The sequence below is a fragment of the Idiomarina aquatica genome, from assembly GCF_004362895.1.
GTDB lineage: Bacteria > Pseudomonadota > Gammaproteobacteria > Enterobacterales > Alteromonadaceae > Idiomarina.
Genome location: NZ_SNXI01000001.1, coordinates 339,722 through 365,827 on the forward strand (window position 1 = coordinate 339,722; position 26,106 = coordinate 365,827).

A 26,106-nucleotide genomic window follows, 5' to 3' on the forward strand; every position below is an offset into this window, starting at 1 on the left:
CTAATTTGACTTGATCGTTGGGTGCGTTACTTCTAGCATACTGAATATCCCAACACCCCTAGATATTGTGTTCATTCGTTAATCAGTGAGGAATTTACACAATATCTTGTGGTTACAACAACATAACAAATAGATAAGAGTCGGCGCTAAAATGAACGATCAACTATTCGTCACTAAACGTAATGGTGAACGCGAACCATTAAACCTCGATAAGATTCACCGTGTCATCATGTGGGCTGCCGAAGGCCTTCACAATGTGTCAGCCTCTCAGGTAGAAATTAAGTCTCATATCCAGTTTTATGATGGGATAAAAACCGAAGATATTCATGAGACGATTATCAAGGCGGCTGCTGATTTAATTTCGGAAGAAGCACCTGACTATCAATACATGGCCGCGCGTCTGGCTATCTTCCATTTGCGTAAACGTGCCTATGGCAAGTTTGAACCGCCACGCTTGTATGACCACGTAAAAAAAATGGTGGCCGAGCATCGCTATGACGAACATCTGTTAACTGACTTCAGTGAACAAGAGTTCGACCAAATGGACGAGATTATCGACCATTGGCGTGATATGAACTTCTCTTACGCGGCAGTAAAACAGCTCGAAAACAAATATCTGGTGCAAAACCGCGTCACCGGCGATATCTATGAAAGTGCGCAGTTCTTATATATTCTGGTTGCAGCATGCTTGTTTGCTAATTATCCAAAAGCAACTCGCATGGACTACATTAAGCGCTTCTATGATGCCACCTCGACATTCAAAATTTCGTTGCCGACGCCTATTATGTCGGGTGTTCGTACACCAACTCGTCAGTTTTCGTCGTGCGTATTAATCGAAACCGGCGACAGCCTGGATTCTATTAACGCCACTGCCAGCGCGATCGTTAAATATGTATCGCAACGCGCAGGTATCGGTATCAATGCGGGTCGAATCCGCGCTTTAGGCAGCCCTATTCGCAACGGCGAAGCATTCCATACCGGTTGTATTCCCTTCTATAAATACTTTCAGACGGCGGTTAAGAGCTGCTCGCAAGGTGGTGTTCGGGGCGGCGCTGCTACCCTCTTCTACCCCTTGTGGCATCTGGAGGTCGAGAACCTACTGGTATTAAAAAATAACCGCGGGGTCGAAGAAAACCGAGTTCGCCACCTGGATTATGGTGTGCAATTTAACCGCGTTATGTACCAGCGCCTGATCAAGGACGATTTCATCACCTTATTCAGCCCATCCGACGTACCGGGGCTTTACGATGCATTCTTTGAAGATCAGGACGAGTTCGAGCGTCTGTATGTTAAGTACGAACAAGACGACAGCATTCGTAAAAAACGCATTAAAGCGATTGAGTTGTTCAGCTTATTCATGCAGGAACGTGCCAGCACCGGCCGCATTTATGTGCAAAACGTTGATCACTGCAATACGCACAGTCCGTTTGACTCTAAAGTGGCACCTATTCGCCAAAGCAACCTGTGCTTAGAAATCGCGTTGCCAACTAAGCCATTGAGCCACGTTAATGACGAAGAAGGCGAAATAGCACTATGTACCTTGTCAGCATTTAACCTGGGCAAGATCGAAAAGCTAGAAGACTTTGAAGAGCTATCTGATTTGGCGGTACGTGCGCTTGATAGCTTACTCGATTATCAAGAGTATCCGGTACCGGCAGCATACAACGCCACCATGAATCGCCGCACTCTGGGTATCGGCGTTATTAACTTTGCCTACTACCTGGCTAAGCACGGCGTTAAGTACTCTGATGGTTCGGCTAATTCTCTGGTGCACCAAACCTTTGAAGCAATCCAGTTTTATCTGATGAAAGCATCGATGAATTTAGCCAAAGAAAAAGGCCAATGTCCTAAATTTAACGAGACGACATATTCCAAGGGGATTATGCCAACCGATACCTATAAAAAGGATCTGGATGCATTCTGTAACGAACCCCTGCACCTGGACTGGGATCAGTTGCGTAAAGATATTCAGCAATATGGTATGCGTAACTCGACCTTGTCAGCATTGATGCCATCAGAAACCTCATCGCAAATTTCCAATGCCACCAATGGTATTGAGCCTCCACGCGGCTTCGTCAGCGTTAAAGCCTCTAAAGATGGCGTAACCAAACAAGTGGTGCCGGATTACGAAAATCTAAAAGACAAGTACGAACTGCTGTGGCAGATCCCGGATAACAAGGGTTACCTGCAATTAGTCGGAATTATGCAAAAGTTCGTTGATCAGACTATCTCGGCGAACACTAACTATGACCCGAGTAAGTTTGATGCCGGCAAAGTACCTATGAAGCAATTGCTACAGGACTTGTTAACAGCATACAAGATGGGCGTTAAAACATTGTATTACCACAATACCCGTGATGGCGCCGCAGATAATCAGGCAGATATTGCTGAAGGTCGCAAGCAAGCCAATAAACCACAAGCGCAGAGCCCTGCCGAAGTCATTATCGAAGAAGACGATGACTGTGCCGGTGGCGCTTGTAAGATTTAAGCAAAGGAGTTTGTTTCGTGTCGTATTCAACCTTTAGTCAAGAACAAAGCAACCCGTTAACCGAACCAATGTTTTTCGGGCATTCGGTTAACGTTGCCCGCTATGACCAGCAAAAACACAGTATTTTCGAAAAGCTTATCGAAAAACAAATTAGCTTTTTCTGGCGCCCGGAAGAAGTCGATGTGAGCCGTGACCGTGTTGATTTTAACAAGTTAACCGCCAGTGAACGGCATGTATTTATCTCCAACTTAAAGTACCAGACGCTGCTGGACTCGATTCAAGGCCGTAGCCCTAACATCGCGCTGCTGCCTATTGTTTCGATTCCTGAATTGGAGACCTGGATAGAAACCTGGTCATTTTTCGAGACCATTCACTCACGCTCGTATACGCACATACTGCGTAACTTATTCAGTGACCCGAGCGAAGTATTTGAGGATATCGTTATTAACGAGCAGATAAAAATGCGCGCTAACGATATTTCGCAATACTACGATGACCTGATTTTTTACACGCAGCTTTGGCAGACTCATGGCGAGGGTGAAGTTGAGATCGACGGTACCGTGCATAACGTGACTAAGCGCGAGCTTAAGAAAAAACTGTTCCTGTGTATTAACTCCGTTAACGCGCTAGAAGCGGTTCGTTTTTACGTTAGTTTTGCTTGTACCTTTGCTTTTGCTGAGCGTGAATTGATGGAAGGCAATGCCAAAATCATTCGACTGATTGCACGCGACGAAAACGTTCATCTGACCTCGACTCAGCATATGATCAACCTGTGGCAATACGGTGAAGACGATCCTGAAATGCAGGAAATTGCCGAAGAATTGCGCGACGATGCGTACAACATTTTCATGACCGCCGTTAAACAAGAAAAACAATGGGCGCATTATCTGTTTAAAGATGGCTCTATGATTGGTCTTAACGAAAGCATGTTGTGTCAGTACGTCGAGTACATTGCTAACTTGCGCATGCAGGCGATTGGCTTTGATGCGCCATTCCCTGAACAGCGTTCCAACCCACTACCGTGGATGAATAAATACCTGGTATCCGATAACGTGCAGGTTGCACCACAAGAGGCGGAAATCAGCTCTTACCTGGTGGGTCAGATTGATAGTAGCGTTGATGCCTCAGACTTAGGTGATTTTGACTTATAAGTTAACCACACCATGAGTCAAACTATCTTTAAGGTAAAAGTTAACGGAGAGCACGAGCTCTCCGTTGATGCATCTGAAGGCACCTTACTTGAGGCCCTTGAAGCGCATCAGCTAGAGGTTCATTACCATTGTAAAAGTGGCTTTTGTGGTGCCTGCCGTTCTACCTTAAAAAGTGGCAGTGTCCGTTATATCAATGAACCACTGGCGTACGTTCGTAAAGGCGACATTTTACCGTGCTGCTGTGTGCCTACCAGCGATCTTGATTTAGATCATTAACGTAGTGTTATCTCGAATCTATCTGTTTTTTCGATAAGACTAATCGCAATCATGCATTGTGAAAGTGGCATTAAAAATGGATAATGTGCACAAAGTTTAAACGCTAGTTTTAAAATACCCGACGTTGTGGAGAGAGGGATTATTATGTTTACCGTTATTTTTGGCCGTCCAGGCTGTCCGTTTTGTGTTCGTGCAAAAGATGTTGCCGACCAGTTAAAATCAGACCGTGATGACTTTGATTATCGCTACGTTGATATTCAAGCCGAAGGCATTACTAAAGCTGACCTGGAAAAAACCGTGGGTAAACCGGTGCACACCGTACCGCAGATTTTTGTCGATGAGAATCATGTCGGCGGCTTTACCGAATTTGAAGCCTACGCTAAAGAACACCTGGGCCTGTACGCGGCTTAGTTAAGAATACAAGCTCGCGCATCAAGCGCGAGCTTCTTCCATTGCATTTTTTACCCGCTTTTCAGATACCGGATACTTTGTTCCCAGTGTCTGCGCAAAAAACGAAACACGCAGTTCCTGTAGCATCCAGTATATTTCACTGACCTCATCCGGCACTACGCTGGAATATTTCTTCAATAATTTCTTATAGTCTTGCTCCAGGCTATCCAGCGTCAACGTTAACAAACGGTCTTTGTTGGGATCCACAGGCAGTTTTTCTAAGCGTTTTTGCAACGCGTTTAAGTATCGCTCTACGTCTTTTAATCGCTGAGCACCCAGGCGGCTGACAAAGCCCTTAAATACCAGTTCATCTAATTGCTTTTGCACGTCGCCACGTGATTGGATTTGATCCAGCGGGATTTTGCCTTTTAGCTGTTTACGAATAGCCTGGCTTTGCAGCAAACAGCGCTCAACGGAACCGGCGATGGCTTCCACGCGCTCGTTTAATTCCGCCCTAACCTGCTCTTTAACCGCATTAAAGGCTTTCTCGTCACGAATAAGTTCACCCTGCTGCTTATGCTCGGCGATAATTTCATCGACCGCAGCGGCAATACAATCCTGGATCAGCACATCCACTTTACCCCAGGGATTAAAATACATTGCCAACTTGGCTTTATTCGACAGGCATTTCTGCAGATGTTTTATCGGTGACGGTACTTGCTTTAGCACCAGTTCACGTACACCACGCAGGTGCTTCTGCTCTGCCTCCGCTGCGGTGTCATACATTTGTACCGATAATTTTCCGTCGGCATGGGTCAGCGCCGGGTAGGCTTTAATCTCAAAGCCCTGTTGTTTCTCGGTAACAACGCGGGGCAAGGTATTAAAATCCCAGGCTTCAACGTCGGTACGTTTTACCGAGTCGCCTGCTGATTTATCAAGACGCTGTTGTACACGGCCGGAAAGCTGTTCTTTTAAAGCGGTTAAATTGCGCCCCTGCTTAACCAGCTTTTTGCCATCAAAGACTTTAAAGTTCATGCGCAGGTGTGGCGGCACCGCATCTTCGTTCCAGGATTCAGGTTCAACCGTTACCCCGCTCATGCGCCGTAGCTTAGTTGCCATTGCATCGAGCAGCGCGCCCTGCATTGGCTCAATATCCGCCATTACCGCCGACGCGTAATTGGGAGCCGGTACAAAGTTACGGCGAATAGGCTTAGGTAAAGACTTGATTAACGCAGCAATACGATCTTCGCGCAAAGCCGGAATGTGCCAGTCGAAACCCTGCTCGCTAACCTGGTTGAGGATAGCCAACTGAATATTAACACTGACGCCATCATCTTCTGCATTCGGCTCAAAGTGATAACTCAGCGGCAACCGCAGGTTATCCTGACGCCAGAACTCAGGGTATTCGTGTTCAGTAATATGCGAGGTATCGGTGCCAATTAAATCTTCGCGTTCAAAAAACAGTAACTGCGGATTTTTCTTCGCGGCTTTGTGCCACCAACCGGCCAGCAATTTTTCCGTATAAATACCTGCCGGCACATGACGGTCGTAAGCATCATACAGCTCTTGCTCATCCACCAGAATATCGCGCCGGCGAGACTTGGCCTCAAGCTCCTGCACACTCTCAATCAGTGTAATATTGTGCTTAATAAAAGGGAGTTGGCGCTTTATTTGACCCTGCACTAAGGCTTCGCGAATAAACAACTCGCGCGCCTTAAGCGGCGCAACCGGCCCGTATTGAACGCGGCGGCGGCCTACTAAAATCAGCCCCAGTAAGGTGACCTGCTCATCGGCAACGACCGAACCTTGTTTTGCTTCAAAATGTGGTTCCAGGTACTGACGTTTAACTAAATGTGATGCCGCCTGCTCTATCCATTCCGGCTCGATAGCCGCGTTAACCCGGGCAAACAAACGTGATGTCTCTACCAGCTCTGCACTCACCACCCACTTAGGCGGCTTACCAAAAAGATGCGACCCCGGGAATATATGAAAACGCGTTTGTCGGGTACCCTGGTATTCGTGTTTTTGCTCTTTTAAGCCGACCTGCGAAATTAACCCCGTTAAAATAGCGCAGTGGATTTGCTCGTACGTGGCCGGTTCCTCGTTAATGCGCAGTCCCATCTCACGTACGCTTTGACGACTTTGCGTATAGATATCCTGCCATTCCCGAACACGCATAAAGTGCAGGAATTCGCGTGCAATCTGTTTACGAAACTGATTACCACTGAGCTCCTTTTGCTTTTGCTGCAGGTAATTCCATAGATTTAAGTAGGCGTTAAAATCGGAACTCTTATCAGCAAATCGCTGGTGCCACTCATCAGCCTTTTGCTTTGCGTCATGTGGGCGTTCGCGTGGATCCTGTATGCTCAAAGCAGAAGTTATGATCAACATCTCGCGCATGCAGCCGTGTTGTTGCCCGGCTAATACCATGCGCGCTAAACGCGGATCCAAAGGTAATCGTGATAATTGCCGGCCGGTTTCGGTTAATCTCGGCTGTTGCTGCTTGCGCCCCGCCTCGATGGCATGAATTTCTTCTAATAAGTTAAGACCGTCTTTGACAAAACGTTCATCCGGTTTTTGTACAAACGGAAACTCACGAATATCACCTAACCGTAAAGACGACATCTGCAGAATAACGGCCGCCAGATTAGTCCGAAGAATTTCCGGGTCGGTGTACTCCGGCCGATTAATAAAGTCATCTTCGCTATATAACCGAATACAGATCCCCGGACCAATACGGCCGCAACGTCCTTTGCGTTGGTTGGCGCTGGCCTGAGAAATGGGTTCAATGGGTAAACGCTGTACTTTGGTGCGATAGGAGTAGCGGCTAATGCGCACCGTACCCGGGTCAATCACGTAACGAATGCCCGGTACAGTCAGTGAGGTTTCTGCCACGTTGGTCGCAATGACGATACGACGCCCGCCATGCGGCTGAAACACCCGATTCTGTTCGTGTGAAGACAGTCGCGCATACAAAGGCAGTACTTCGGTATCGCGCAGCTGCAGCTCGTTAATCGCATCAGCATAATCGCGAATTTCGCGTTCACCGCTGGCAAAGACCAATATATCGCCAGGACCCTCTGCCTGAAGTTCCTGTACGGCATCAAGCAGCCCTTGCAGTACATCGGTCTCTGATGCTTTGCCGTCACCTGGCGGCCGATAGCGCAGCTCGACCGGGTAGGTTCTGCCACTCACGGTCAGTACCGGTGCATCATTAAAATGCTGAGAGAACCGTTCGGTTTCGATGGTTGCTGAAGTAATAACGACTTTTAAATCACGGCGCTTAGGGAGCAATTGATGCAGGACACCCAACAAAAAATCGATGTTAAGACTGCGTTCATGCGCTTCATCGATGATAATAGCGTCATATTGCAGTAGCAGCGGATCATTTTGCAATTCCGACAGCAACATACCATCGGTCATCAATTTAATGGCGGTGGTCTCAGCGGTTTGATCCTGAAAGCGGATTTTATAGCCGACCTGCTGTTTTTGCGTATCCTTGAGCTCTTCACCGATACGGGCAGCAACACTGCGCGCTGCTAATCGACGCGGTTGCGTGTGACCAATGACACCACGCCGACCATAACCGAGTTCCAACAACATTTTTGGTAACTGCGTCGTTTTACCTGAACCTGTTTCACCGGCAATAACGACAACTTGGTTATTTTTTATCGCCGATTTGATCTCGTCACGCTGCTGCGCAACCGGCAGTTGCTGCGGATAATCAATACTAAAACGCTGCTCACTGCGGGCTAAATAGGCAAGTTCGGCTGCTTCAATATCCTGTTTTATTTTCTCCAGTATCTGTTGCTGCCGCTCTGCTTTCTTAACTTTGTGCAGACCACGTAAACGGCCGCGCAATTGCGCGGCCTGTTGTAGTGTGCATTGTTCCAGCTGTGCCTGATACTGCTTAATCAGTGCTTTAGGATCCATATTGCTCCGTTGTGTTAGTCGTCCTCGCGGTAAATGGCAATATGTGCCTTACCATCGGCCTTCATATATCCGCGATACATGCCCTCGGTATTAAACGGCATGGCGATGTTACCGTCTGCATCGATAATAATCACGCCACCGGTACCGCCAGCTTCCTGCAACACACCGTGAATGACTTCATCGCCCGCTTCGGCAACGCTTTTGTTCTGGTACTTAACCCGTGAACAAATATCAGCAGCAACATGATAACGAATAAAATATTCGCCATGCCCGGTTGCCGAAACCGCGCAACTATCATTGTCAGCCCAGGTGCCAGCGCCAATAATCGGCGAGTCGCCAATTCTACCATAACGTTTAGCCGTCATGCCGCCTGTTGAGGTACCCGCACTAATATTACCCTCTTTATCCACCGCTACTGCACCCACGGTGCCGTATTTGTAGTCTAAATCCAGGTACTCCCAGGCTTGCTGCTCGGGTTGCTCACTCGCTTTTATTTTTTCTTTCGCGCGCAGCAGCTGCTGATAACGATGATCGGTATTAAAATAACTGTTGTCGACCAGCTCCAGGCCCTGCTTTTGTGCGAAGGTTTCGGCTCCCTCGCCGCTCAGCATCACGTGCACCGATTTTTCCATCACTTCCCGGGTCAACGCGATCGGGCTTTTAACCGTTTTTACCCCGGCAACTGCGCCGGCGTTACCTGTCTTGCCTTCCATCAACGAGGCATCGAGTTCGTGCTCGCCATCCCAGGTGTATACCGCGCCAACACCAGAGTTAAACAGTGGCGACGCTTCCATAATCTGAATCGCAGCTATGACAGCGCTGGTGCTGTCACCGCCGTCATCAAGCACTGCATATCCTGCCTGCAACGCCTCCTGTAATTTGTCTTTATAGGCCTGCTCTTGCTCTGCGGTTAAGTTAGCACGGGTAATGGTGCCCGCACCGCCATGGATCGCTATGGCGATATCGTTAGGCTTGTGGTCATCAGCTAACACTGTCGTTGATCCCAGCATGGCCGTTGCCAGTACCGATAACAGAAGCTTAGATTTTGTTGTTTTGATTTTCATATTGCAGTCCCCTGTGTTTTGTTATTTTTGAGCTAACCTTATTACAGAGGATAAAAGTGGATTTGGCAATGCGACTGATGGAGGGTTTATGCCAACTTATCGTGTTAATTATGAACACATTGGTTCAAACGGAACAATTACCGTCGAAGTACCAACCGATGCCGCCGCAGGCGACCAACGGCAATTAGAAGACACGATCGCGAAACGCGTCGGTGAGCGTATCTTACCTCATGCAGAACTCGCCTTCCGTCACGAAGACGATCTAACTTACATGCAAAAACTCGAAAAAGCCTATGACCTGATTATTCAGGACTATGAACGCGTTTAACAAACTAAAGGATTAACCACCACACAATTGAATGGTGGAGACAGTAACAGACTTCGTGTAAATCGCTTATACAGAGAATGTTTCGTCTTTCGCTGCTTGTAGAAGATCCTCCCATTCTCCGGGAGGATGACCAGTGCTTAACATCTTTTCGAATACTTTATAAGCATCTTTTTTACTACCGTATGCACGTTTGTTCTTTTCATCATTTACCCAAGCATAAACGATGATTTTTGCATCTAAGTGGTAACGGAAAAATAAGCGATACTGCTGGAAAAATTTTGCCCGAAACCAATGCTTGTTATCATCACCTAATGTACTCCCTTGGCGAAATTCAGCGCTAGTGGGATCATGCGGTATTAATTCAAAGATTAGTTTTTGAATTGCGGCTAATCGTTTTGTAGCATTTTTTTTAAGGTAGCCCTTTGGATCTTTTTTGCGTATAGCCTCAACTTGTGTTTTCAGACTTAGATATTGCTCTTTAAACAATGGATGAGTGTAAAGTGTCCAACCGTTTACGATCATTGGTATCGTTTTTTGCAAGCCTACTCGTCCTCATCCAATAACGGGGCATCTAAATCAATTTCAACACCTTCAACCAACGCATTAACACTATCTCGCATACTTGCTGATAACGGCTCTAGTCTTTCCGGGTGAACCTGCATATCACGTGCTATGAATGATAAAAACTCGCCAAGTACAGGGTCATTTTTCGGCGTTTCTGCACGCGAGATAACAACGCTACCATCAGCCTGTATAGCGTATTTAATTTTGTCTTTCTTGCCCAAGTGCAACGCCTGGCGAACAGAACTTGGCACGGTAGTTTGAAAACGGTCTGTAAGTGTTGATTCAGTTTCTAAAGCAACTTGTGCCATAACAACCTCTAACTTTTACTTGTTTAATTGATTTTAGTATGAATAAAGAGGTAATGCAAATGCATTGCCTTTTCTGGTGAGTAAGAAAATACTCAAGTTACATAAAATAAAATGCGTAAATCGAAGCTAAAATGATATCGTTCGTAAAGTGCTTTAGTTAGCAACAAAGTAAGAAACATCAATCGGTGAAACATGACACCAGTAAATAATTGGATTTAAGCCGCGCGGTATAAGACATGCAGCCACATTCAGACACTAAAATCAAAAACGATAATCAGCCAACCTTTTACTTCCATGACTACGAGACCTGGGGTGCGAATCCGCATGTGGATCGCCCGGCGCAGTTTGCCGGTATCCGTACCGATGCGGAGTTAAAACCCGTTGGCCGCGCACTTAAACTGTATGCCCAGCCAACACCGGACTTTCTGCCCAACCCGGAAGCGGTTTTAGTCACTGGTATAACGCCGCAACTGGCGCTAAATCAGGGTGTTAACGAAGCAGATTTTAGTCGTGCGATTAATGAACAATTTTCGCAACCTAATACAACGGTGATCGGGTATAACAATGTTCGTTTTGACGATGAAGTCACCCGCACCTTGTTTTATCGTAACTTTTATGACCCTTATGCCTATGCCTGGCAAAACAATAATTCACGCTGGGATTTAATCGACGTAACCCGCGCTTGTTACGCACTGCGCCCCGAGGGCATCACCTGGCCCGACAACGCTGAGGGACGCGTGAGTTTGCGGCTTGAGCATTTATCAAAGGCCAACAATATTGATCATGGCCAGGCGCACGACGCAATGTCCGATGTTTATGCAACGATTGGACTGGCTCAACTGATTCGTGAAAAACAACCTAAACTGTGGCAGTGGGCCTATAAAATCCGTCGCAAAGCGGCATTGCTGGATTTATTTAATTGGCAGCAACCGCAGCCTCTGGCCCACGTTAGTGGCTTTTATGGAAGTGATAACCGCTATTTAAGTGCCGTGTTACCCATTGCTTTTCATCCGCGGCAGAATAACGCGGTCATTGTTTGGGATTTACGCTGTGACCCCAGCGTGCTTAACGAGTTAACGGTCGAACAAATTATTGAATACACCTACACCAGTAAGCATGAGTTAGCGGCTAAAGGCCTGCCGCAGTTAGGGCTGCAGTTAATCAACTTAAGCCGCTGCCCGTTTCTCGCCCCCATCAATACTATTTCTGCGGAAGCTGCCGATGCTGCCCAGCTAAACGTCGAGCAAGTTAATCAACGTGTACAATGGCTAAACCAACAAGCTAGTGTGCGGGATAAACTCACTACCGTTTACGAACAGGAACGGGAGTTCGCGGCTAAAGACGATGTTGACCTGCAGATCTACCAGGGATTCTTTAGTGATCAGGATCGCAATAACATGGCCATGATCCGCGAGGCCAATCCACATCAATTAGCCGGGATGCAGTTAAATACCGCCGACAAGCGTTTGCCGGAATTGTTATTTCGCTATCGCGCCCGCAATTTTCCGGCGACCTTAACCGACAAAGAACTTGAGCGTTGGCGTCAGTTTTGCCAACAACGTATGTTGGCGCCACCGGAGGGCTTTTTATCTGCCGAGGCCTTTATGCAGCGCTTAGAGGAACTGGCCGGTCAGCAAAACGAAAACACCCACAATTTGCGCCTGTTAAAGTCGCTTTATGACTATGCGGCCTCGCTGTGATGTGATACAAAATTGTTATGGTTAAAAAAACAACATAACAACTATGACCACCCATTATCGCCAGCACCACTACGATTATATTATCGTTGGCGCTGGCTCCGCCGGCTGTGTGCTGGCTAATCGTCTTTCCGAAAACGGCAAACATCGAGTTTTATTATTAGAGGCAGGTCCGGGTTCAGGAGGCTTCTTCTCGTCTATGCCGTCAGGGTTTGCGCGCTTTATGCATTCGCGTAAATTTAACTGGCTCTATCGTAGTCAACCCACGCCGGCACTGCGTAATAGCCAGGGTTTGTACACCCCGCGCGGCAAAATGCTCGGTGGTAGTAGTGGTATTAATGCCATGATCTACACCCGCGGACTGGCATCTGATTACGATGGTTGGGCTGCTAACGGATGTGATGGTTGGTCCTACAAAGATTTATTGCCCTATTTTAAAAAAGCTGAAGGCAATCAGCGCGGCTCAGATGCCTATCACAACGATTCCGGGCCGCTAAAGGTTTCTGACGTCCCCCCATGGTACAAGGTATCGAAACAATTTTTAGCCGCCTGCGCGGATTACGGACTACCGTTCAACCCTGACTTTAACGGCGAGCAACTTGAAGGCTACGGAGCCTACCAATTTACCATCGCTAACGGTAAACGCTGTGGCGCTTACGACGCTTATTTAAAGCCCATTAAAGACCGCCGCAACCTGGTTATCTTAAACGAATGTCTTACCGAGCGTGTATTGTTCTCTGACCATACCGCCAATGGTGTTTGTTACCGACGTGCCGGCCATCGCTATGTGGCCAGCGCCAGTAAAGAGGTCATTCTTGCATCCGGTGCGTTTAACTCTCCACAACTATTATTGCGCTCCGGCATCGGCCCTGCCGCCGAACTGGCGCCGCATAATATCGAAGTGATGGTTGACAGCCCGAACGTTGGTAAAAACCTGCAGGAACACGTTGATATCTCTATTCATGTTAAGAACGCTCGCCGCGACGGCATGACGTTAACGCCCTTTGGGCTGTTGAAAATGGCACCGGCATTTATTCGATATTTGCTTAAAAAAGACGGTCAGTTGGCGCGTTCGCTGGCAGAAGTAGGTGCCTTTATTCGCTCTTCGGATGCAGTTAGCGAGCCGGATATTCAATTGCATTTGTTACCCGTTATGTTTAACAACAGTGGCTATGATTGGTGGCCTACGCTTAAGCATGGCTTTACCTGTCATGCCTGCTTGTTACGGCCTCGCTCACGCGGTGAGGTGACGTTAAATCCCGATAACCCACTAAAAGCACCACTGATTAACTATGGCTTTTTAACTGATAAAGCTGATCAAACCGATCTGATTAATGGTATCCGCAAAGCCCTGGCTATTATTCAGCAACCGAGCCTGGCAGCGCACAATGGTGGGGTATTGTTCCCTCGCCCGGTGGATGATGACAACGAACTTTTGGCACAAATTCGTCATCAATGTGGATTAATCTATCACCCGACCAGTACCTGTCGGATGGGTGCAGACGAGCAGTCCGTTGTTGACCCACAGTTACGGGTGCGCGGTGTTAAAAAATTAAGGGTGGTTGATGCGTCAATTATGCCAACAGTGATTAGCGGCAATACCAATGCACCGACTATTGCTATTGCAGAAAAAGGCGCCGACCTGATTAAAGCCGGCGCCTAGTAGGTCGCGCCTTAGGCGCGACAAAAGTTGCTTCGTAACAACTTACGATTTATGCACTTTCCCCACTCGCAGTAGCCGTGACAATGCCGGAATAAGGATTAATGCACCCAACATATTCCACAAGAACATGAAGGTGAGCAATATGCCCATGTCCGCCTGGAACTTAATTGGTGAGAAGATCCAGGTTGCCACACCAATGGCCAATGTCAGGCCGGTAAACGCGACCGCTTTGCCGGTATTTTCTAATGCATAGTGATAGGTCTGTTGCAGATCCATACCCTGCTCCAGGCCTTCTTTCACTTTACTGTAGATATAAATCCCGTAATCAACACCGATACCAACACCGAGTGCGATAACCGGTAAGGTTGCCACCTTGATGCCAATACCCAGTACCGCCATCAGACCCTGACTCATGATAGTCGTTAACATCAACGGTAACACGATACAGGCGACTGTGCGCAAGCTGCGGAAGGTGATCAGGCACAGCGCTATAACGACGCCATAAACCCACAGTAGCATTTTGGTTTGCGCGCCTTCGATTACCGAGTTGGTTGCCGCTTCGATACCGGAGTTACCGGCCGCCATCAACAGATCCAAACCTTCTTGCTGATACTGGCCGTTAAACTCCTCCACCGAAGCGACGACGTTTTTCAGTGTCTCGGCCTTGTGATCATCCAGGTAGATGATGATTGGCGCCATAGAACAGTCATTATTAATGAGTCCGTCAGGAATTCGACTTAACGAAGCGTTAGTAACAAACTGGTTACGATTTAAACTGGACCATTTTAAGTTACCTTCGTTAATCGCAAACATGCCCATTTTCGACACATAAACTATCGACTTAACGTCCTGCACACCGGCGGTGTTTTCCATATGCCAGCTAAAGCGTTCCATCAACTCCAAGTTTTGATAGGCAATACATTGCTGTGGCTCGGTTGCTGCCATCACCACAAAAATATCCGTGCTGGAGCTGTAGTTATCAACAATAAAGGCATTATCCTGATTGTAGCGACTATCAGGACGCAATTCCGGAGCCCCTTTATCAAGGTCGCCGATTTGTAATTGCTGGCCTTGGTACAAACCCCAGCTCAGCATAGCAAGCGCAACGACCAATGCACTGTAAGCCCACTTGGGCTTAGCAAACTGTTCGAAAAAGTGCACGATCGGATGCTTTTGCTGTTGCGCTTTTTGTTGATAGTCGACACCGTTTTTAGAGATACCAAAAAACGACATCAAAATCGGCAATAACCCGAGATTCGTTAATACCACCACGGCCACGCCAATACTCGCTGCAATGGCTAACTCTTTGATGACTTCGATATCGATAACCATCAGCGTGGTAAAACCAATGGCATCAGATACCAGTGCGGTTAGGCCTGCAATATAAAGGCCACGGAAAGCCAACCGCGACGACTGCATTTTGTCGTAACCGTGGGTCCGGTTATAGCCAATGGCATTGATAATCTGCACACCATGAGATACGCCAATGGCAAACACCAAAAACGGCACCAGCATCGAATACGGATTAATGCCACTGCCAATTAAATCAATGATGCCAAGCTGCCACACCACGGCGATAATCGAACATGCCAGCACAGCAAAGGTGCTACGCCAACAACGACTGTAGATGTACAACATCACCAGCGTAATGGCGATAGCCAACAAAAAGAAGAGGCCCACCTGATAGGCTCCCTCGATAAGATCGCCGATTAACTTTGCAAACCCGGTAATGTGTAGTTTAACTGAGTCGGATTGGTACTTATCACGCACCAACTCTTCGAGTTTTTGCGAGAAATCGGCGTAATCAAGCTTTTCGCCGGTGTCCGGATTAACCTCATCAAGCGGCACATAAATGATGGTCGATTCAAAGTTATTGGCGACTAGGTTGCCGACTTCGCCCGAGCGCAACACGTTCTCGCGCAATTGCTCAACCGATTGCTCCGAGCCATCGTAGCCATCCGGAATAACCGGACCACCCACAAAACCCTCTTCGGTGACTTCCATCCAGCGGACGTTTGGCGTCCACAAACTGCGCAATCCCGAGCGGTTCACACCCGGGATGAAAAACACCTCGTCAGTAATATTCTTTACGGTTTCCTGGAACTCCGCATCAAAAATGTCACCCTCGGTATTTTCTACCGCGATGCGCACGACATTACCCAAGCTGGATAAATCACGTTGGTATTCAAAGTAATTTTGAATAAACGGATGTTCGGTCGGGATCATTTTAGTAAACGAGGCATCAGGGCGAACCTGCGACGCGTTATAACCTAAAAACGCAGTGAGTAGCGCAAAGATGACTAACCACAACCAGCGAAAATTAAAAAGTAAGTTTTCCAGCAGCGAGGGCTTTTTTTCAAAAACTTGTTTATCCACGTTACTGCGCTCCCTGAGCTGTTAACACAGCCTCTTCTTTACTGATGCGTGCTGGCCAATACAAAAGCCCGCTACGCCCGGTTAAGACTTTTTCATCGCCAACCTGAATAATGTCAGTGATGACGGCGTTACTGGGGTGGGAATACTCTTTCGCGGTTAGCTCAGCATCGATTTTTACCAACGTACCTGAGTTACCCACTAACCACTGATTCCCTTCAGCGTCAGTATAGCCAGCTGATAAATTGGCATTGGCTTCACTTTCAACTTGAGTGTAGGACGCGCCTAAATCATCACTGTAAAAAATATTGCCCCGCAACCCATAGGTCCATAAACGACCCTGGTTATCAAAATGCGCGCCAAAGAATGATCCCGGGTACGGAGGAGGAACTGCCTGCCAGGTTTCGCCGTTATCGTCACTACTGTATGCCGTACCCGCTTCCCCCGCGATAAAAAGCTGTACGCCGTTCTGGCTGATCGCGTTTAAATGAAAGCCGTTGGGGTTATCCAATTTATCGTTCAACAAGTCCCAGTTAGCGCCACCGTCCGTGGTTTTGACCAAGGTGCCATAAGCGCCAATCGCAATCGCAATGTCATTGCTCAACGCAACGATATCCAAAAAGGGTTTGCTGGGGCCACTTTCCTGCTGCGCCTGTTGCACGTTTTCTAATTGAAACTTAGCCGTATCGAGATCCCACTCTAAATCACCCACTTCAGCATCATCGGCTTGCTCAATTGCCGCTTCGAGTTTGGTGATTTGCTGCTGATAAAAATCTGCCTCAAGCTCCAATAGTTTGAAGCCATCCAGCACACGTTGCCAGCTGTCGCCGCCGTCAGTCGATTTAATAATGACACCATGGTGACCCGTTGCCCAACCGTGTTGCGCATCACTAAAGTCGACACTGGTTAACAATACACTGGTCGGAACAGACGCCTGTTGCCATGTGTTAATATCTTGTGAGTCAGATACGATAATGTTGCCATGTGCGCCTACAGCGACCAAACTTTCGCCTGCGCGCGCGACTTCGATTAAAATCGATTCTTTAATTTTATTTGATGTTAGTGCCGGTGCTTCAATCACTTCATACTCGGCGGCAGACCCAGAGTCCGTACTGCCTTCCTGTGCGATTGCATTCATGCTTAGCGTACCTGCAAGCAACAACCCGACATGGGTTGGGGACAAACGCATGGAACCTCCTGCTTACCTAAAATGTCATAGGATTGTATAAGGTTAAGAATATTTGAAAACCTTTTTTGTCCATTTTCCTGCTTTTTTTAATTAAACTATTGCCTGACAGGTCGAACCTCTGGCAAAGTGATGTACGAAAGTAGAACAACAAGGAAAATTATAATGAACAAACTGATGCTCAAAGCTGGTGTTTTTGCCCTCTCGGTCATCTCCGCTAGCGTTGCCGCAAAAGTCAGTCCGGAACAAGCGGCTCGCTTAGGCCAAGACTTAACGCCAATCGGCGCAGAAAAGGCGGGTAACGCGGATGGCTCAATCCCAGCATGGAACGGTGGTTACACCGACGAAAGTGTTGAGGAAGTGCGCGGTACCAATCCGTTTGCCTCTGATGAAATCCTTTTTACAATCACTCATGACAACCTCGATCAGTACAAAGAAAACCTGACTCCTGGTCAGATTGCGATGTTCGAGAAGTATCCAAGTTACAAAATGAATGTGTACCAGACACGTCGTTCAGCGACCTACCCTGATACCTTGTGGCCGCAGATTCAGGAAAATGCTGAAAATGCGGAGTTGGTAGCTGGTGGTAACGGTATTCAAAATTATTCAACTACCACGGTTCCGTTTCCGATCCCTGAAAATGGTGTAGAGGCGGTATGGAACCATATTACGCGCTACCGCGGTGGCGCGGTAGCGCGTAACGTTGCGCAATTCCCTGTGCTTTCTAATGGCGATTATGTACCGGTCGAACTGAAAGAGACGTTGGTATTCCCGGAATATTTGGCAACCGGTCGCGAAGCCGAAGACGACAACGTGCTGTTTTACTTCTTGCAAGAAGTTGAAGCGCCTGCGCGTTTAACCGGAACAGTATTGCTGGTTCACGAAACCATTAACCAGGTAAAAGAAGGCCGCCGCGCCTGGATCTACAACGCCGGTCAGCGTCGTGTCCGTCGTGCACCGAACGTTGCTTATGATGGTCCGGGTACAGCTGCTGATGGTTTACGTACCTCAGATAACCTGGATATGTACAACGGTGCGCCGGATAAGTACAACTGGGAGCTGAAAGGTAAAGAAGAAGTTTATATTCCTTACAACAACTTCCAGATCATGGATCCTGAGCTTGATTACGAAGATATTATTCAAGCTGGTCACATGAACCAGGACCTAATCCGCTACGAGAAACACCGTGTTTGGGTTGTCGAAGGTACACTTAAAGACGGTGAGCGCCATATCTACTCTAAACGTACTTTGTACTTAGATGAAGATACTTGGACAGCATCATTGGTTGACCATTACGATGGCCGCGGTGAACTGTGGCGTGTTGGTGAAGCACTGAATACACAGTTCTATAACGTGAATGTGCCGTGGATGGCGGCTGAAGCGCTCTATGACCTTGATTCAGGCCGTTATATTTCGCTTGGTTTAGGTAACGAAGAAAGTGACTACATGGACTGGGATATCGAACCAGAACGTAGCGATTTCTCGACTAACGCCTTGCGTCGTGCGGGTATTCGTTAATCAGAATTTGGCTTTAGCCACACCAAACCAAAAAAGGCCTCGAAAGAGGCCTTTTTTCTATCCCGGCGAAGCCCTAAACCCTTGGTTTGGGCGCTTCGCGCGGTTTGGGGCCTGCGGCCGGCTTTGGCGCTTCGCGCGGTGTAAGGTGTTAATCCTTCCAGTCACCCGCTAGCTTGTCCAGGCGTGCCATCAGGCTTGAGGTATCCCAACGGCTTCCGCCCATGGCCTGCACTTCGCCATAAAACTGATCGAGCAACGCCGTTACTGGTAAAGCTGCACCTCGGCGCTGGGCTTCTTTTAACGCAATACCCAAGTCTTTGCGCATCCAGTCGACCGCAAAGCCATGTTCGTACTCTTGATCCCACATGGTGCGGTAGCGATTGACCAACTGCCAGGAACCGGCTGAGCCGGCACTCACTGCTTCAACTAATTTATCCGGGTCCAGACCCACTTTACGAGCCAGATGCAAGCCCTCTGCTACCCCCTGAACCGCATTAGCAATACATATTTGATTAACCATTTTAGCGAGTTGACCGCTGCCGGCCGGGCCCATCAATACCCGAGTCTTGGCATAACACTCCAATACCTGTTGCGCTTTATCAAAGGTTTCCTGCTCGCCGCCGACCATGGTCGTCATAACACCATTTTCCGCACCCGCCTGGCCGCCGGAAACAGGCGCATCCAAAAACGTACCTTCTTTCTCACGAACAGCTTGATCCAGCTCTTTGGCCAACTCTGCCGAGGCGGTAGTGTGATCGATAACAATAGCGCCCGGCTTTAGTTGTGCTAACAAGCCATCATCGCCATAAAATACGCTGCGCACGTCATCATCGTTGCCCACGCAAACCATCACAAAATCGCTGTCTTTTGCAGCATCTGCTGGTGTTGTACCCATTCGTCCCTGGTATTCGCTAACCCATTGTTCAGCTTTGCTGGCTGTGCGGTTATACACACAAACGTCAAAACCGGCATGTTGTAAATGCCGCGCCATGGGGTAACCCATCACGCCAAGTCCGATAAACGTACACTTCATGGTTGTATCTCCTTACTAGGTACTCTGACTTTTATAAAGCTCTTGAGAGTGGTGGCTTTGCCGGCATTCGGCAACGGGTAAAGCTCGCCATCAATTTCCAAAGCCGATGCAGTAAACGTAAATTCGTTATCGCGGGTTACTTTAACCAAGGGGTGGCGCATATGTTTGCCACGTAATACCGACCATAACACACCGAGTAATTTTCGCTTTGACGCAGCCGCAACAACAACCTGCGTTAATTGACCATCCCGCCGTTTGGCTGTGGGTGCCAACTGTATTCCGCCGCCAAGGTAACGGCCGACTAGCACCGAGCGTAACACCGGCGCAGACTGACCTGTATAGCGGTATCTCAACCACCAGCCAAGCACGCCTGTGAGGTAACTAAATTTGCCCAGCCAGCGCTTCACACCCGCCGAGTGTTGTCGTATTAAATCTACCGGCAAGCCATCACTCGCTGCATTCAAAAAACGTATACCGTTAATTTCGGCTATGTCCAGTTGTCGTTGACTTAGTAACTCGTCTGGCTGCATTCTCCAATCGGCTCTATAAAGACCAATATCGCGGGCAAAGTCGTTACCGGTGCCACACGGGATGACAGAAATCAATAAACGCTGAGCCTGCTCCTCGGTTAATTGGTTAACTAACCAGTGAGCCGTGCCGTCTCCGGCCAGCAAAATCACCTCGTTAGCGCGTTCCAGCAAACGGTGCAGATTTAATATATCAATGGTTTCATCTGCCTGCGTCTTAAGCGTTAGCACATCATGCCCTTGCTGCTGCAACCAATTTTGATAGCGGGGCTGCCAATGACGAGCGCGTCGACTGCCGCCATGTTCGATTAACAAGATCGTCATACGGACTTCTCGATCAGCCAGTGTTGGTAACGACCTAATTCTTTAAACGGCGATTGCTGATTGTATTTAAGTTCCAGCTCCAGTAGTTCGTCAAAACGCTGCTGATCTTCGATATCGCGTAAATAATCATGAAAACAGCGCACACCGGTTTGTTGTGTTACGTTCAGGCCGGCCTGCTTTAACCAGCTTAAAACTTGCTCAGGATCATGCGGCGTTTGCGGGCTCAAACGCACGGTTTTCTTTACTTTTAAGCCGCGAGCAATGTAATCAAAGTTACCATATACCGCATTTGCCATCAGTTGTGCATTACGATTATAAAACATCAACGACAGCACCCCGCCGGGCTTCAGCAGCTCTGATAATTGCCGGATTGCCTTTTGTCCATCCTCTACCCACTCAAGCATGGCATGGCATAAAATCAAGCTGAACTGTTGTCCGGGTAATTGACTCGGTAACTCGTTAAGCGGTGCAGCAATGTATTGCGCAAAACGCCCTAAACTGAGTTGCTCGTGCCGTTGCTGAGCCTCTTGCACCATTTCCAGCGATATATCGGTGTGAATGAGGTGATGCCCTTGCGCCAAAAACCATTCGTTTACCTGCCCCAGCCCTGCTCCAACATCCAAAACAGTACGTTTAGGCCCGTCAATTAAAGGTAGCAGGTCTCGCTTAAGCACCGCCATGCGCAGTCGGCCTTTGGTACTGTCATAAATATTGCGGGCGAATTTTTTACTGATCCCGGTAAAGTCACCACGCTGCGCTTTCGGCTGGCCGTGCTTTTTATTTTTGGCCTGACTCACGCGGGGTTATCCACGTCAATGAATTCGACATCTAAATCAAACTGCTGTTGCAAGTACTCGCCCAAAGCCTTTGCGCCGTATCGCTCGGTAGCGTGATGTCCGGCAGCATAAAAGGCGATACCCTGCTCTCGGGCACTATGAACTGTCTGTTCTGATACCTCGCCGGTAATAAACGCATCAACACCCAATGCCGCAGCTTGATCAATAAAGCCCTGCCCACCCCCAGTGCACCATGCTAACCGCGTAATCTGACGGTCCACCGGCACATAACAGGTCAATGGCCGTTGTAATCGTTGCGCTAACGCCTCAGCCATTGCATCGCTTGATTGCGGAGCACAACGACCAATAACCAGCGCACAAGCAGGATCATACGCATCAGCGGGTCCTTCAATCTGCCAATCCATGAGTTTAGCAAGCTGCGTGTTATTGCCCCAATCCGGATGAACATCTAAAGGCAAGTGATAGGCTAACAAGTTAATCTCGTGCTGCAGTAAACGTTTAATGCGCCGTTGTTTCATACCAACAATAGCCTGGGGCTCATTCTTCCAAAAGTAGCCATGATGAACCAACAGTGCGTCCGCGTTTGAGCTAACAGCATGTTCAATAAGTGCCTGACTTGCAGTAACGCCGCAAACAATACGCTCAATCCGGTCACTGCCCTCGACCTGAAGGCCATTAGGACAAAAGTCGCGGATTTTATCAGTGTTCAACTGCTGATTTAAATAGGCCACTAATTCATCACGATTTACTGCCATAAGGCGAACTCCCGCTAGTTGTTGTATCGAGTTAATACGGTCATCCGATAAATTCTACCCGAAATTAGACAATAATCCGAAAAAACGGTATAAACAGTGGTGTAGCGTAATTTTTGCACGAAAATGTTATTTAATTTGAGACCGAATAGGAATCGTTGAATGAGCAAACTGGACAAAGATAAAGTACTTGCCGAGTACGAAGAAGCGTACAAGAAGGCCCATGGTAAAAAGCCGACTATCGAGGCAAGTAACGGTTGGTATAGTGTCGATGGTGGCAAAAATGTGCGCCTGGCGCAGTTAGCGGAAGAAGCCAAAACCTTAGCCGGCGGAAAGACTGCAGAGAAAAAGGCACCTGCGAAGAAAACCGAGAGCAAGAAGCCTGCGTCTAAAGCCTCAACGGCTAAGAAACCAGCCGCAAAAAAAGCCCCGGCGAAAAAGTCGGCAGCTAAAAAGTCATCAGCTAATGGTGGCTTAACGGCAAAAGAATTGTGGCGTCAAAAACTCGAGCAAGATGCAACCGAGTGTCGCCTGCCGAGGGGCTCAGCCTAATAAATAAAGGATCGTGCCGTGAGCACAACCTAAAGGACGTCGGGATTTTTCCCGGCGACCTTGTCAATAGGGACCTTAATTTTGCGGTAGCGATACACCAGAAATTGATTACGCTTTAGGTACACTTTCTCAGTACCAAAGTCTGCCTGGCTCACAAGGTAGCGCCCGTCATTAAGCTCTTCTTTTACAATACCCAGCTTTCCCGCATGTTCTCCGCGTTTTACAAACACGGTTTGCCCGTTAATTCTGGGGTTGTTATAAGAAAATGTAGGTCCGCTCATGTTCTCTGCTATTCCTCTGGGTACAGACTGCTGCGCCATTATACTCAGGTTATCGGCAGTGAACAGCGGATCTTAACGTTTGTCGGCCTAGCGTTTTCCGATGTAGAGCGTTATTTCACCCACTGGAATACCGAATTTGTACATTTTGGTGCGGTTGATCATGTTGTCTTCGTCGATCAAGTACATCCAGTCATCCAGGCTCAATGCCATCGTGCTACCGTCGTCCATGGTCACGTTAAGCACATATTGCCAGTTAAGTGCATTACCCGCTGTTGTGCCAACCGCTACGCCTTCAACGTCGCTAGCTCGCCCTTCGTAGGTATTGGGACCGGTTTTGGTTAGTTTCCATATCCGTTCCTGAGTGCTGCCGTCAGCGTAATAGAATTGCTCGTCCAACGTACCTTCGTTGCCATCCCAGGTGCCGACCATCTCGACCCGAAAGCGTTGAATAACATCATCCGAATAGTCTTGTACCGTACCATAGGCAACCAGTTCACCACTAAAAAATTCTTCCAGTTGCAACTTGGGTTCCCGCCCCTGGTAATCATCGATGCTGGTAGAGCAAGCTGTAAGCCCAAGCGTGGTTACAAAAATAACAGCAAAACGTTTGAATAACTGACTCATGAGGATGCTCCTGTTAGCTCATCACGCTCGTCTTCATAGCGCGACTCGGGCGATAACCAAATCGCTAAAAACTGTTCGGTAAAGGTGGAATTCTCGATCGTTCCCAGCAACTTATCGCCCTGGTAAAAGTCTGCATGGCCGTCTTCGTTTTCAACCAATGCCAGACAATCCCCTTCTTTTATATTGGGCCAAATTTGGTTAAGCGTATCTAACCACTGTTGCTGATCTTGGTGAGCAAATCCGAGGCGTTGCCATTCTTCGGCTGTCTTATCAACCAAGTCCGCGACCTTGATGTCGCGTAGATAATCTAACACCAATGTTTTGCGCTGCTGTTTTCTTTGCTGCCAGTCAAAGTCGCCACTGTTCGTAAACAAGCGGGCATCGTAAACATCCCAAAACAGCACGCTCAGTCGAGTTTCGCCTACTCTATTTTGATCTTTGGGCACCGCACTATCGCAATCACTGGCAAACGCCAGCGACGGTGTAAACGCCAGAGCCAACGCTATTGCAAGACTTGATTTAATCAATCGATTCATAACACTAACCTCTCGTTGTCACCGGCTTTCAGCGCACGACAAAAAAACAACATAAACAACGCCCAGACAATGGCATAGGTCACTATCAGCTGAATAACCGAATCACTGGTGCCGGCACCAAAACTGACGCCAACCCAGTAACTGAAAGGGCCGGATATAGCTCCCGCCAACGCCGCTATTGCCGGTTTTTCGGCAAGCCAGTCTAACGACAGCGGTGCCATTGCAGCAAAGCCGACCCATAAGAACGCCAGCCATAGCGGGAACAAACCGCCAGTAAAGTCTATGGTGCCCAGCCCCGTCGCTATAGCTTCGAGTAAAAGTCCCACCGCCAGCAGTTGTAAAATAAGCCGTAACCGGATTTTGGCGACAAATAAGCTGTAAACAATTTGCACAACAACCAAAGCAGCGGTCAGCCAAATGTAATCCGCTCGTCCTGCAACCGCGGACATCCACAACACGTTAAAAATGACGAATGCGGCAATCTTGTGCTTCAATGAATCACTCATAACGCCCTTTACTTGCTGTTAACTGAACAACCGAAACGGACTCTTCTAAAAATCCGCCCTGGCAATAACTAAAGTAGTAGTTCCACAAACGCGAGAAACGTTCGTCATAGCCCAGGGGCTCCAACTCAGCTCGCTTGCTGTTAAAGGCTATTTGCCAACGCTTGAGGGTTTCGGCGTAACTCTTCCCCATATCCTGAACGTTACGAACAACCATCTGTGTTTGCGTCTTATAGAGCTGCGACATCAGCTGTATCGACGGCAAAAAGCCACCAGGGAATATATGTTTTTGAATAAAATCAACCGAGCGTGAATAACTGTTATAGCGCTGATCGGCGATGGTTATAGCCTGTAATGCCATGATGCCACCCGGTTTCAACCTGTCGTTACAGGTCTTAAAAAACGTCGGTAAATATTGTTTGCCCACAGCCTCTATCATTTCGACTGATACCAGCTTGTCATACTGACCGGTTAAGTCCCGATAATCCTCTTTCAACAGAGTAATACGGTTTTCCAGCCCTTCGGCTTTTACCCGTTGCTGAGCATACTGATATTGCTCTTCAGAAATGGTCGTGGTGGTCACGTGGCAGCCATAGTGTTTTGCGGCATAAATAGCCAAGCCCCCCCACCCGGTGCCAATTTCTAACAGGCTATCGGTGGGCTGCAGATCCAATTCACGACACAAACGATCAAGTTTTTGCTCCTGCGCTTGCTGCAAGCTGTCGTCTTCTGACAAAAACAACGCGCTCGAATACTGCATGTGCGGATCTAAAAACCGTTTATACAGTTCGTTACCCAAGTCGTAGTGCGCGGAAATATTCTTTTTTGCTTGTTGCTTGTGATTGCGATTGGCCCAATGATTAATCTTATTAATTGGAAAGGTTAGCCAGGCAATACGTGACTCAAGCTTGTCTAAAGCCGGTAAATTGCGGGCAAAGATCTGAATGACCGCGGTTAGGTCGTTGGTATCCCAGGTTTTATCAATGTAAAGTTCAGCAGCGCCAATACTGCCGCCCACTAACAGTCCACGATAAAAGCCCGGCTTTTTAACGTCGATCTCTGCACGCAGGTCGCTATGTTTTTGACCAAACTGGGCAACCATGCGCCCTTGTTCTGTTAAAACCAGCGTACCGTACTGCAGATGGCTCAGTATTTTCATCGCCAGGCTGCGAAATAACTTGTCCATGCCTTTAAATTCAAAAGGTGCCGTTAGCGCACTCTCACCATTTGCCATGGTT

The 26,106-nt window shown here is 48.0% G+C and carries 24 protein-coding genes; 9 read left to right on the forward strand and 15 right to left on the reverse strand.

Going from position 1 to position 26,106, the window contains the following annotated elements; genetic code table 11:
* Window positions 1-151: 151 nt before the first annotated feature.
* The 4 genes from nrdA to DEU29_RS01745 all read left to right on the forward strand — a co-directional run bounded on the left by nrdA (window position 152) and on the right by DEU29_RS01745 (window position 4,326).
* Complete coding sequence (nrdA, locus tag DEU29_RS01730) at window positions 152-2,488, forward strand: class 1a ribonucleoside-diphosphate reductase subunit alpha (protein ID WP_133538503.1); 2,337 nt, start codon at window positions 152-154, stop codon at window positions 2,486-2,488.
* Between the two features lie 17 nt (window positions 2,489-2,505).
* Window positions 2,506-3,639 carry a class Ia ribonucleoside-diphosphate reductase subunit beta gene (gene nrdB / locus DEU29_RS01735; protein WP_133538504.1) on the forward strand — a complete coding sequence of 378 codons (1,134 nt, stop codon included), beginning with the start codon at window positions 2,506-2,508 and terminating at the stop codon, window positions 3,637-3,639.
* Window positions 3,640-3,651: 12 nt separating this feature from the next.
* Entirely contained in the window at window positions 3,652-3,915 is a 264-nt protein-coding gene (gene yfaE / locus DEU29_RS01740; protein ID WP_133538505.1) for a class I ribonucleotide reductase maintenance protein YfaE, read from the forward strand.
* Between the two features lie 144 nt (window positions 3,916-4,059).
* On the forward strand, window positions 4,060-4,326 hold the full coding sequence (locus tag DEU29_RS01745; protein ID WP_133538506.1) for a GrxA family glutaredoxin: 267 nt from the start codon (window positions 4,060-4,062) through the stop codon (window positions 4,324-4,326).
* A 21-nt stretch (window positions 4,327-4,347) separates the two neighbouring features.
* Here DEU29_RS01745 and hrpA read toward each other — a convergent pair whose 3' ends face one another.
* Together hrpA and DEU29_RS01755 are read right to left on the reverse strand one after the other, a co-directional pair.
* Window positions 4,348-8,238, reverse strand: coding sequence for an ATP-dependent RNA helicase HrpA (gene hrpA, locus DEU29_RS01750; protein ID WP_133538507.1), 3,891 nt, complete (start codon window positions 8,236-8,238; stop codon window positions 4,348-4,350).
* Window positions 8,239-8,252: 14 nt separating this feature from the next.
* The gene (locus DEU29_RS01755; protein ID WP_133538508.1) at window positions 8,253-9,302 is read right to left on the reverse strand and encodes an isoaspartyl peptidase/L-asparaginase family protein; all 1,050 of its coding nucleotides are present in this window, start codon (window positions 9,300-9,302) and stop codon (window positions 8,253-8,255) included.
* 88 nt (window positions 9,303-9,390) lie between these two features.
* Here DEU29_RS01755 and DEU29_RS01760 point away from each other — a divergent pair, with 88 nt between their 5' ends.
* Complete coding sequence (locus tag DEU29_RS01760) at window positions 9,391-9,630, forward strand: hypothetical protein (protein ID WP_133538509.1); 240 nt, start codon at window positions 9,391-9,393, stop codon at window positions 9,628-9,630.
* A gap of 66 nt (window positions 9,631-9,696) precedes the next feature.
* Here the strand turns inward: DEU29_RS01760 and DEU29_RS01765 are convergent, their stop codons facing one another.
* Together DEU29_RS01765 and DEU29_RS01770 are read right to left on the reverse strand one after the other, a co-directional pair.
* Window positions 9,697-10,152: a type II toxin-antitoxin system YhaV family toxin gene (locus DEU29_RS01765; protein WP_133538574.1), complete on the reverse strand. Its 456-nt coding sequence runs from the start codon at window positions 10,150-10,152 to the stop codon at window positions 9,697-9,699.
* Between the two features lie 20 nt (window positions 10,153-10,172).
* Window positions 10,173-10,502 carry a type II toxin-antitoxin system PrlF family antitoxin gene (locus DEU29_RS01770; RefSeq protein ID WP_133538510.1) on the reverse strand — a complete coding sequence of 110 codons (330 nt, stop codon included), beginning with the start codon at window positions 10,500-10,502 and terminating at the stop codon, window positions 10,173-10,175.
* 236 nt (window positions 10,503-10,738) lie between these two features.
* Between DEU29_RS01770 and sbcB the strand changes: the two genes are divergently transcribed.
* Together sbcB and DEU29_RS01780 are read left to right on the forward strand one after the other, a co-directional pair.
* Window positions 10,739-12,202 (forward strand): exodeoxyribonuclease I, encoded by a 1,464-nt coding sequence (gene sbcB / locus DEU29_RS01775; protein WP_243734416.1) that lies wholly within the window; start codon window positions 10,739-10,741, stop codon window positions 12,200-12,202.
* A gap of 43 nt (window positions 12,203-12,245) precedes the next feature.
* Window positions 12,246-13,862 carry a GMC family oxidoreductase gene (locus DEU29_RS01780; protein WP_133538511.1) on the forward strand — a complete coding sequence of 539 codons (1,617 nt, stop codon included), beginning with the start codon at window positions 12,246-12,248 and terminating at the stop codon, window positions 13,860-13,862.
* A gap of 42 nt (window positions 13,863-13,904) precedes the next feature.
* On the opposite strand, the gene DEU29_RS01785 is transcribed toward DEU29_RS01780, so the two are convergent.
* Both DEU29_RS01785 and DEU29_RS01790 read right to left on the reverse strand, forming a co-directional pair.
* Window positions 13,905-16,238, reverse strand: coding sequence for an efflux RND transporter permease subunit (locus DEU29_RS01785; protein ID WP_133538512.1), 2,334 nt, complete (start codon window positions 16,236-16,238; stop codon window positions 13,905-13,907).
* A 1-nt stretch (window position 16,239) separates the two neighbouring features.
* Window positions 16,240-17,424, reverse strand: a complete 1,185-nt coding sequence (locus DEU29_RS01790; RefSeq protein ID WP_133538513.1) for a WD40/YVTN/BNR-like repeat-containing protein — start codon at window positions 17,422-17,424, stop codon at window positions 16,240-16,242.
* A 162-nt stretch (window positions 17,425-17,586) separates the two neighbouring features.
* On the opposite strand from DEU29_RS01790, the gene DEU29_RS01795 reads away from it, so the two are divergent.
* Entirely contained in the window at window positions 17,587-18,939 is a 1,353-nt protein-coding gene (locus DEU29_RS01795; protein WP_133538514.1) for a DUF1329 domain-containing protein, read from the forward strand.
* A gap of 148 nt (window positions 18,940-19,087) precedes the next feature.
* Here the strand turns inward: DEU29_RS01795 and DEU29_RS01800 are convergent, their stop codons facing one another.
* Genes DEU29_RS01800 through DEU29_RS01815 form a run of 4 tightly spaced genes read right to left on the reverse strand, consistent with a single transcriptional unit; the run spans window position 19,088 to window position 22,375 of the window.
* A complete protein-coding gene (locus tag DEU29_RS01800) occupies window positions 19,088-19,972 on the reverse strand; it encodes an NAD(P)-dependent oxidoreductase (protein ID WP_133538515.1) in 885 nt (294 codons plus the stop codon).
* Entirely contained in the window at window positions 19,969-20,823 is an 855-nt protein-coding gene (locus tag DEU29_RS01805; RefSeq protein ID WP_133538516.1) for a diacylglycerol/lipid kinase family protein, read from the reverse strand. Before DEU29_RS01805 ends, DEU29_RS01800 begins: the two co-directional genes overlap by 4 nt.
* Window positions 20,820-21,620, reverse strand: a complete 801-nt coding sequence (locus DEU29_RS01810) for a methyltransferase domain-containing protein (protein WP_243734419.1) — start codon at window positions 21,618-21,620, stop codon at window positions 20,820-20,822. The genes DEU29_RS01805 and DEU29_RS01810 overlap by 4 nt, the downstream gene beginning before the upstream one ends.
* A complete protein-coding gene (locus DEU29_RS01815; RefSeq protein ID WP_133538517.1) occupies window positions 21,617-22,375 on the reverse strand; it encodes a Nif3-like dinuclear metal center hexameric protein in 759 nt (252 codons plus the stop codon). Before DEU29_RS01815 ends, DEU29_RS01810 begins: the two co-directional genes overlap by 4 nt.
* Before the next feature lie 159 nt (window positions 22,376-22,534).
* Here DEU29_RS01815 and DEU29_RS01820 point away from each other — a divergent pair, with 159 nt between their 5' ends.
* A complete protein-coding gene (locus DEU29_RS01820; protein ID WP_133538518.1) occupies window positions 22,535-22,924 on the forward strand; it encodes a hypothetical protein in 390 nt (129 codons plus the stop codon).
* Window positions 22,925-22,953: 29 nt separating this feature from the next.
* Here the strand turns inward: DEU29_RS01820 and DEU29_RS01825 are convergent, their stop codons facing one another.
* The 5 genes from DEU29_RS01825 to DEU29_RS01845 form a co-directional block, all read right to left on the reverse strand.
* Window positions 22,954-23,205, reverse strand: coding sequence for a DUF3912 family protein (locus DEU29_RS01825; RefSeq protein WP_133538519.1), 252 nt, complete (start codon window positions 23,203-23,205; stop codon window positions 22,954-22,956).
* Window positions 23,206-23,292: 87 nt separating this feature from the next.
* Window positions 23,293-23,829, reverse strand: coding sequence for a DUF3833 domain-containing protein (locus DEU29_RS01830; protein WP_133538520.1), 537 nt, complete (start codon window positions 23,827-23,829; stop codon window positions 23,293-23,295).
* The gene (locus DEU29_RS01835) at window positions 23,826-24,365 is read right to left on the reverse strand and encodes a chalcone isomerase family protein (RefSeq protein WP_133538521.1); all 540 of its coding nucleotides are present in this window, start codon (window positions 24,363-24,365) and stop codon (window positions 23,826-23,828) included. The genes DEU29_RS01830 and DEU29_RS01835 overlap by 4 nt, the downstream gene beginning before the upstream one ends.
* Entirely contained in the window at window positions 24,362-24,871 is a 510-nt protein-coding gene (locus DEU29_RS01840) for a DUF2878 domain-containing protein (protein WP_133538522.1), read from the reverse strand. Before DEU29_RS01840 ends, DEU29_RS01835 begins: the two co-directional genes overlap by 4 nt.
* Window positions 24,864-26,102 (reverse strand): SAM-dependent methyltransferase, encoded by a 1,239-nt coding sequence (locus tag DEU29_RS01845; protein WP_133538523.1) that lies wholly within the window; start codon window positions 26,100-26,102, stop codon window positions 24,864-24,866. Before DEU29_RS01845 ends, DEU29_RS01840 begins: the two co-directional genes overlap by 8 nt.
* Window positions 26,103-26,106 lie beyond the last annotated feature (4 nt).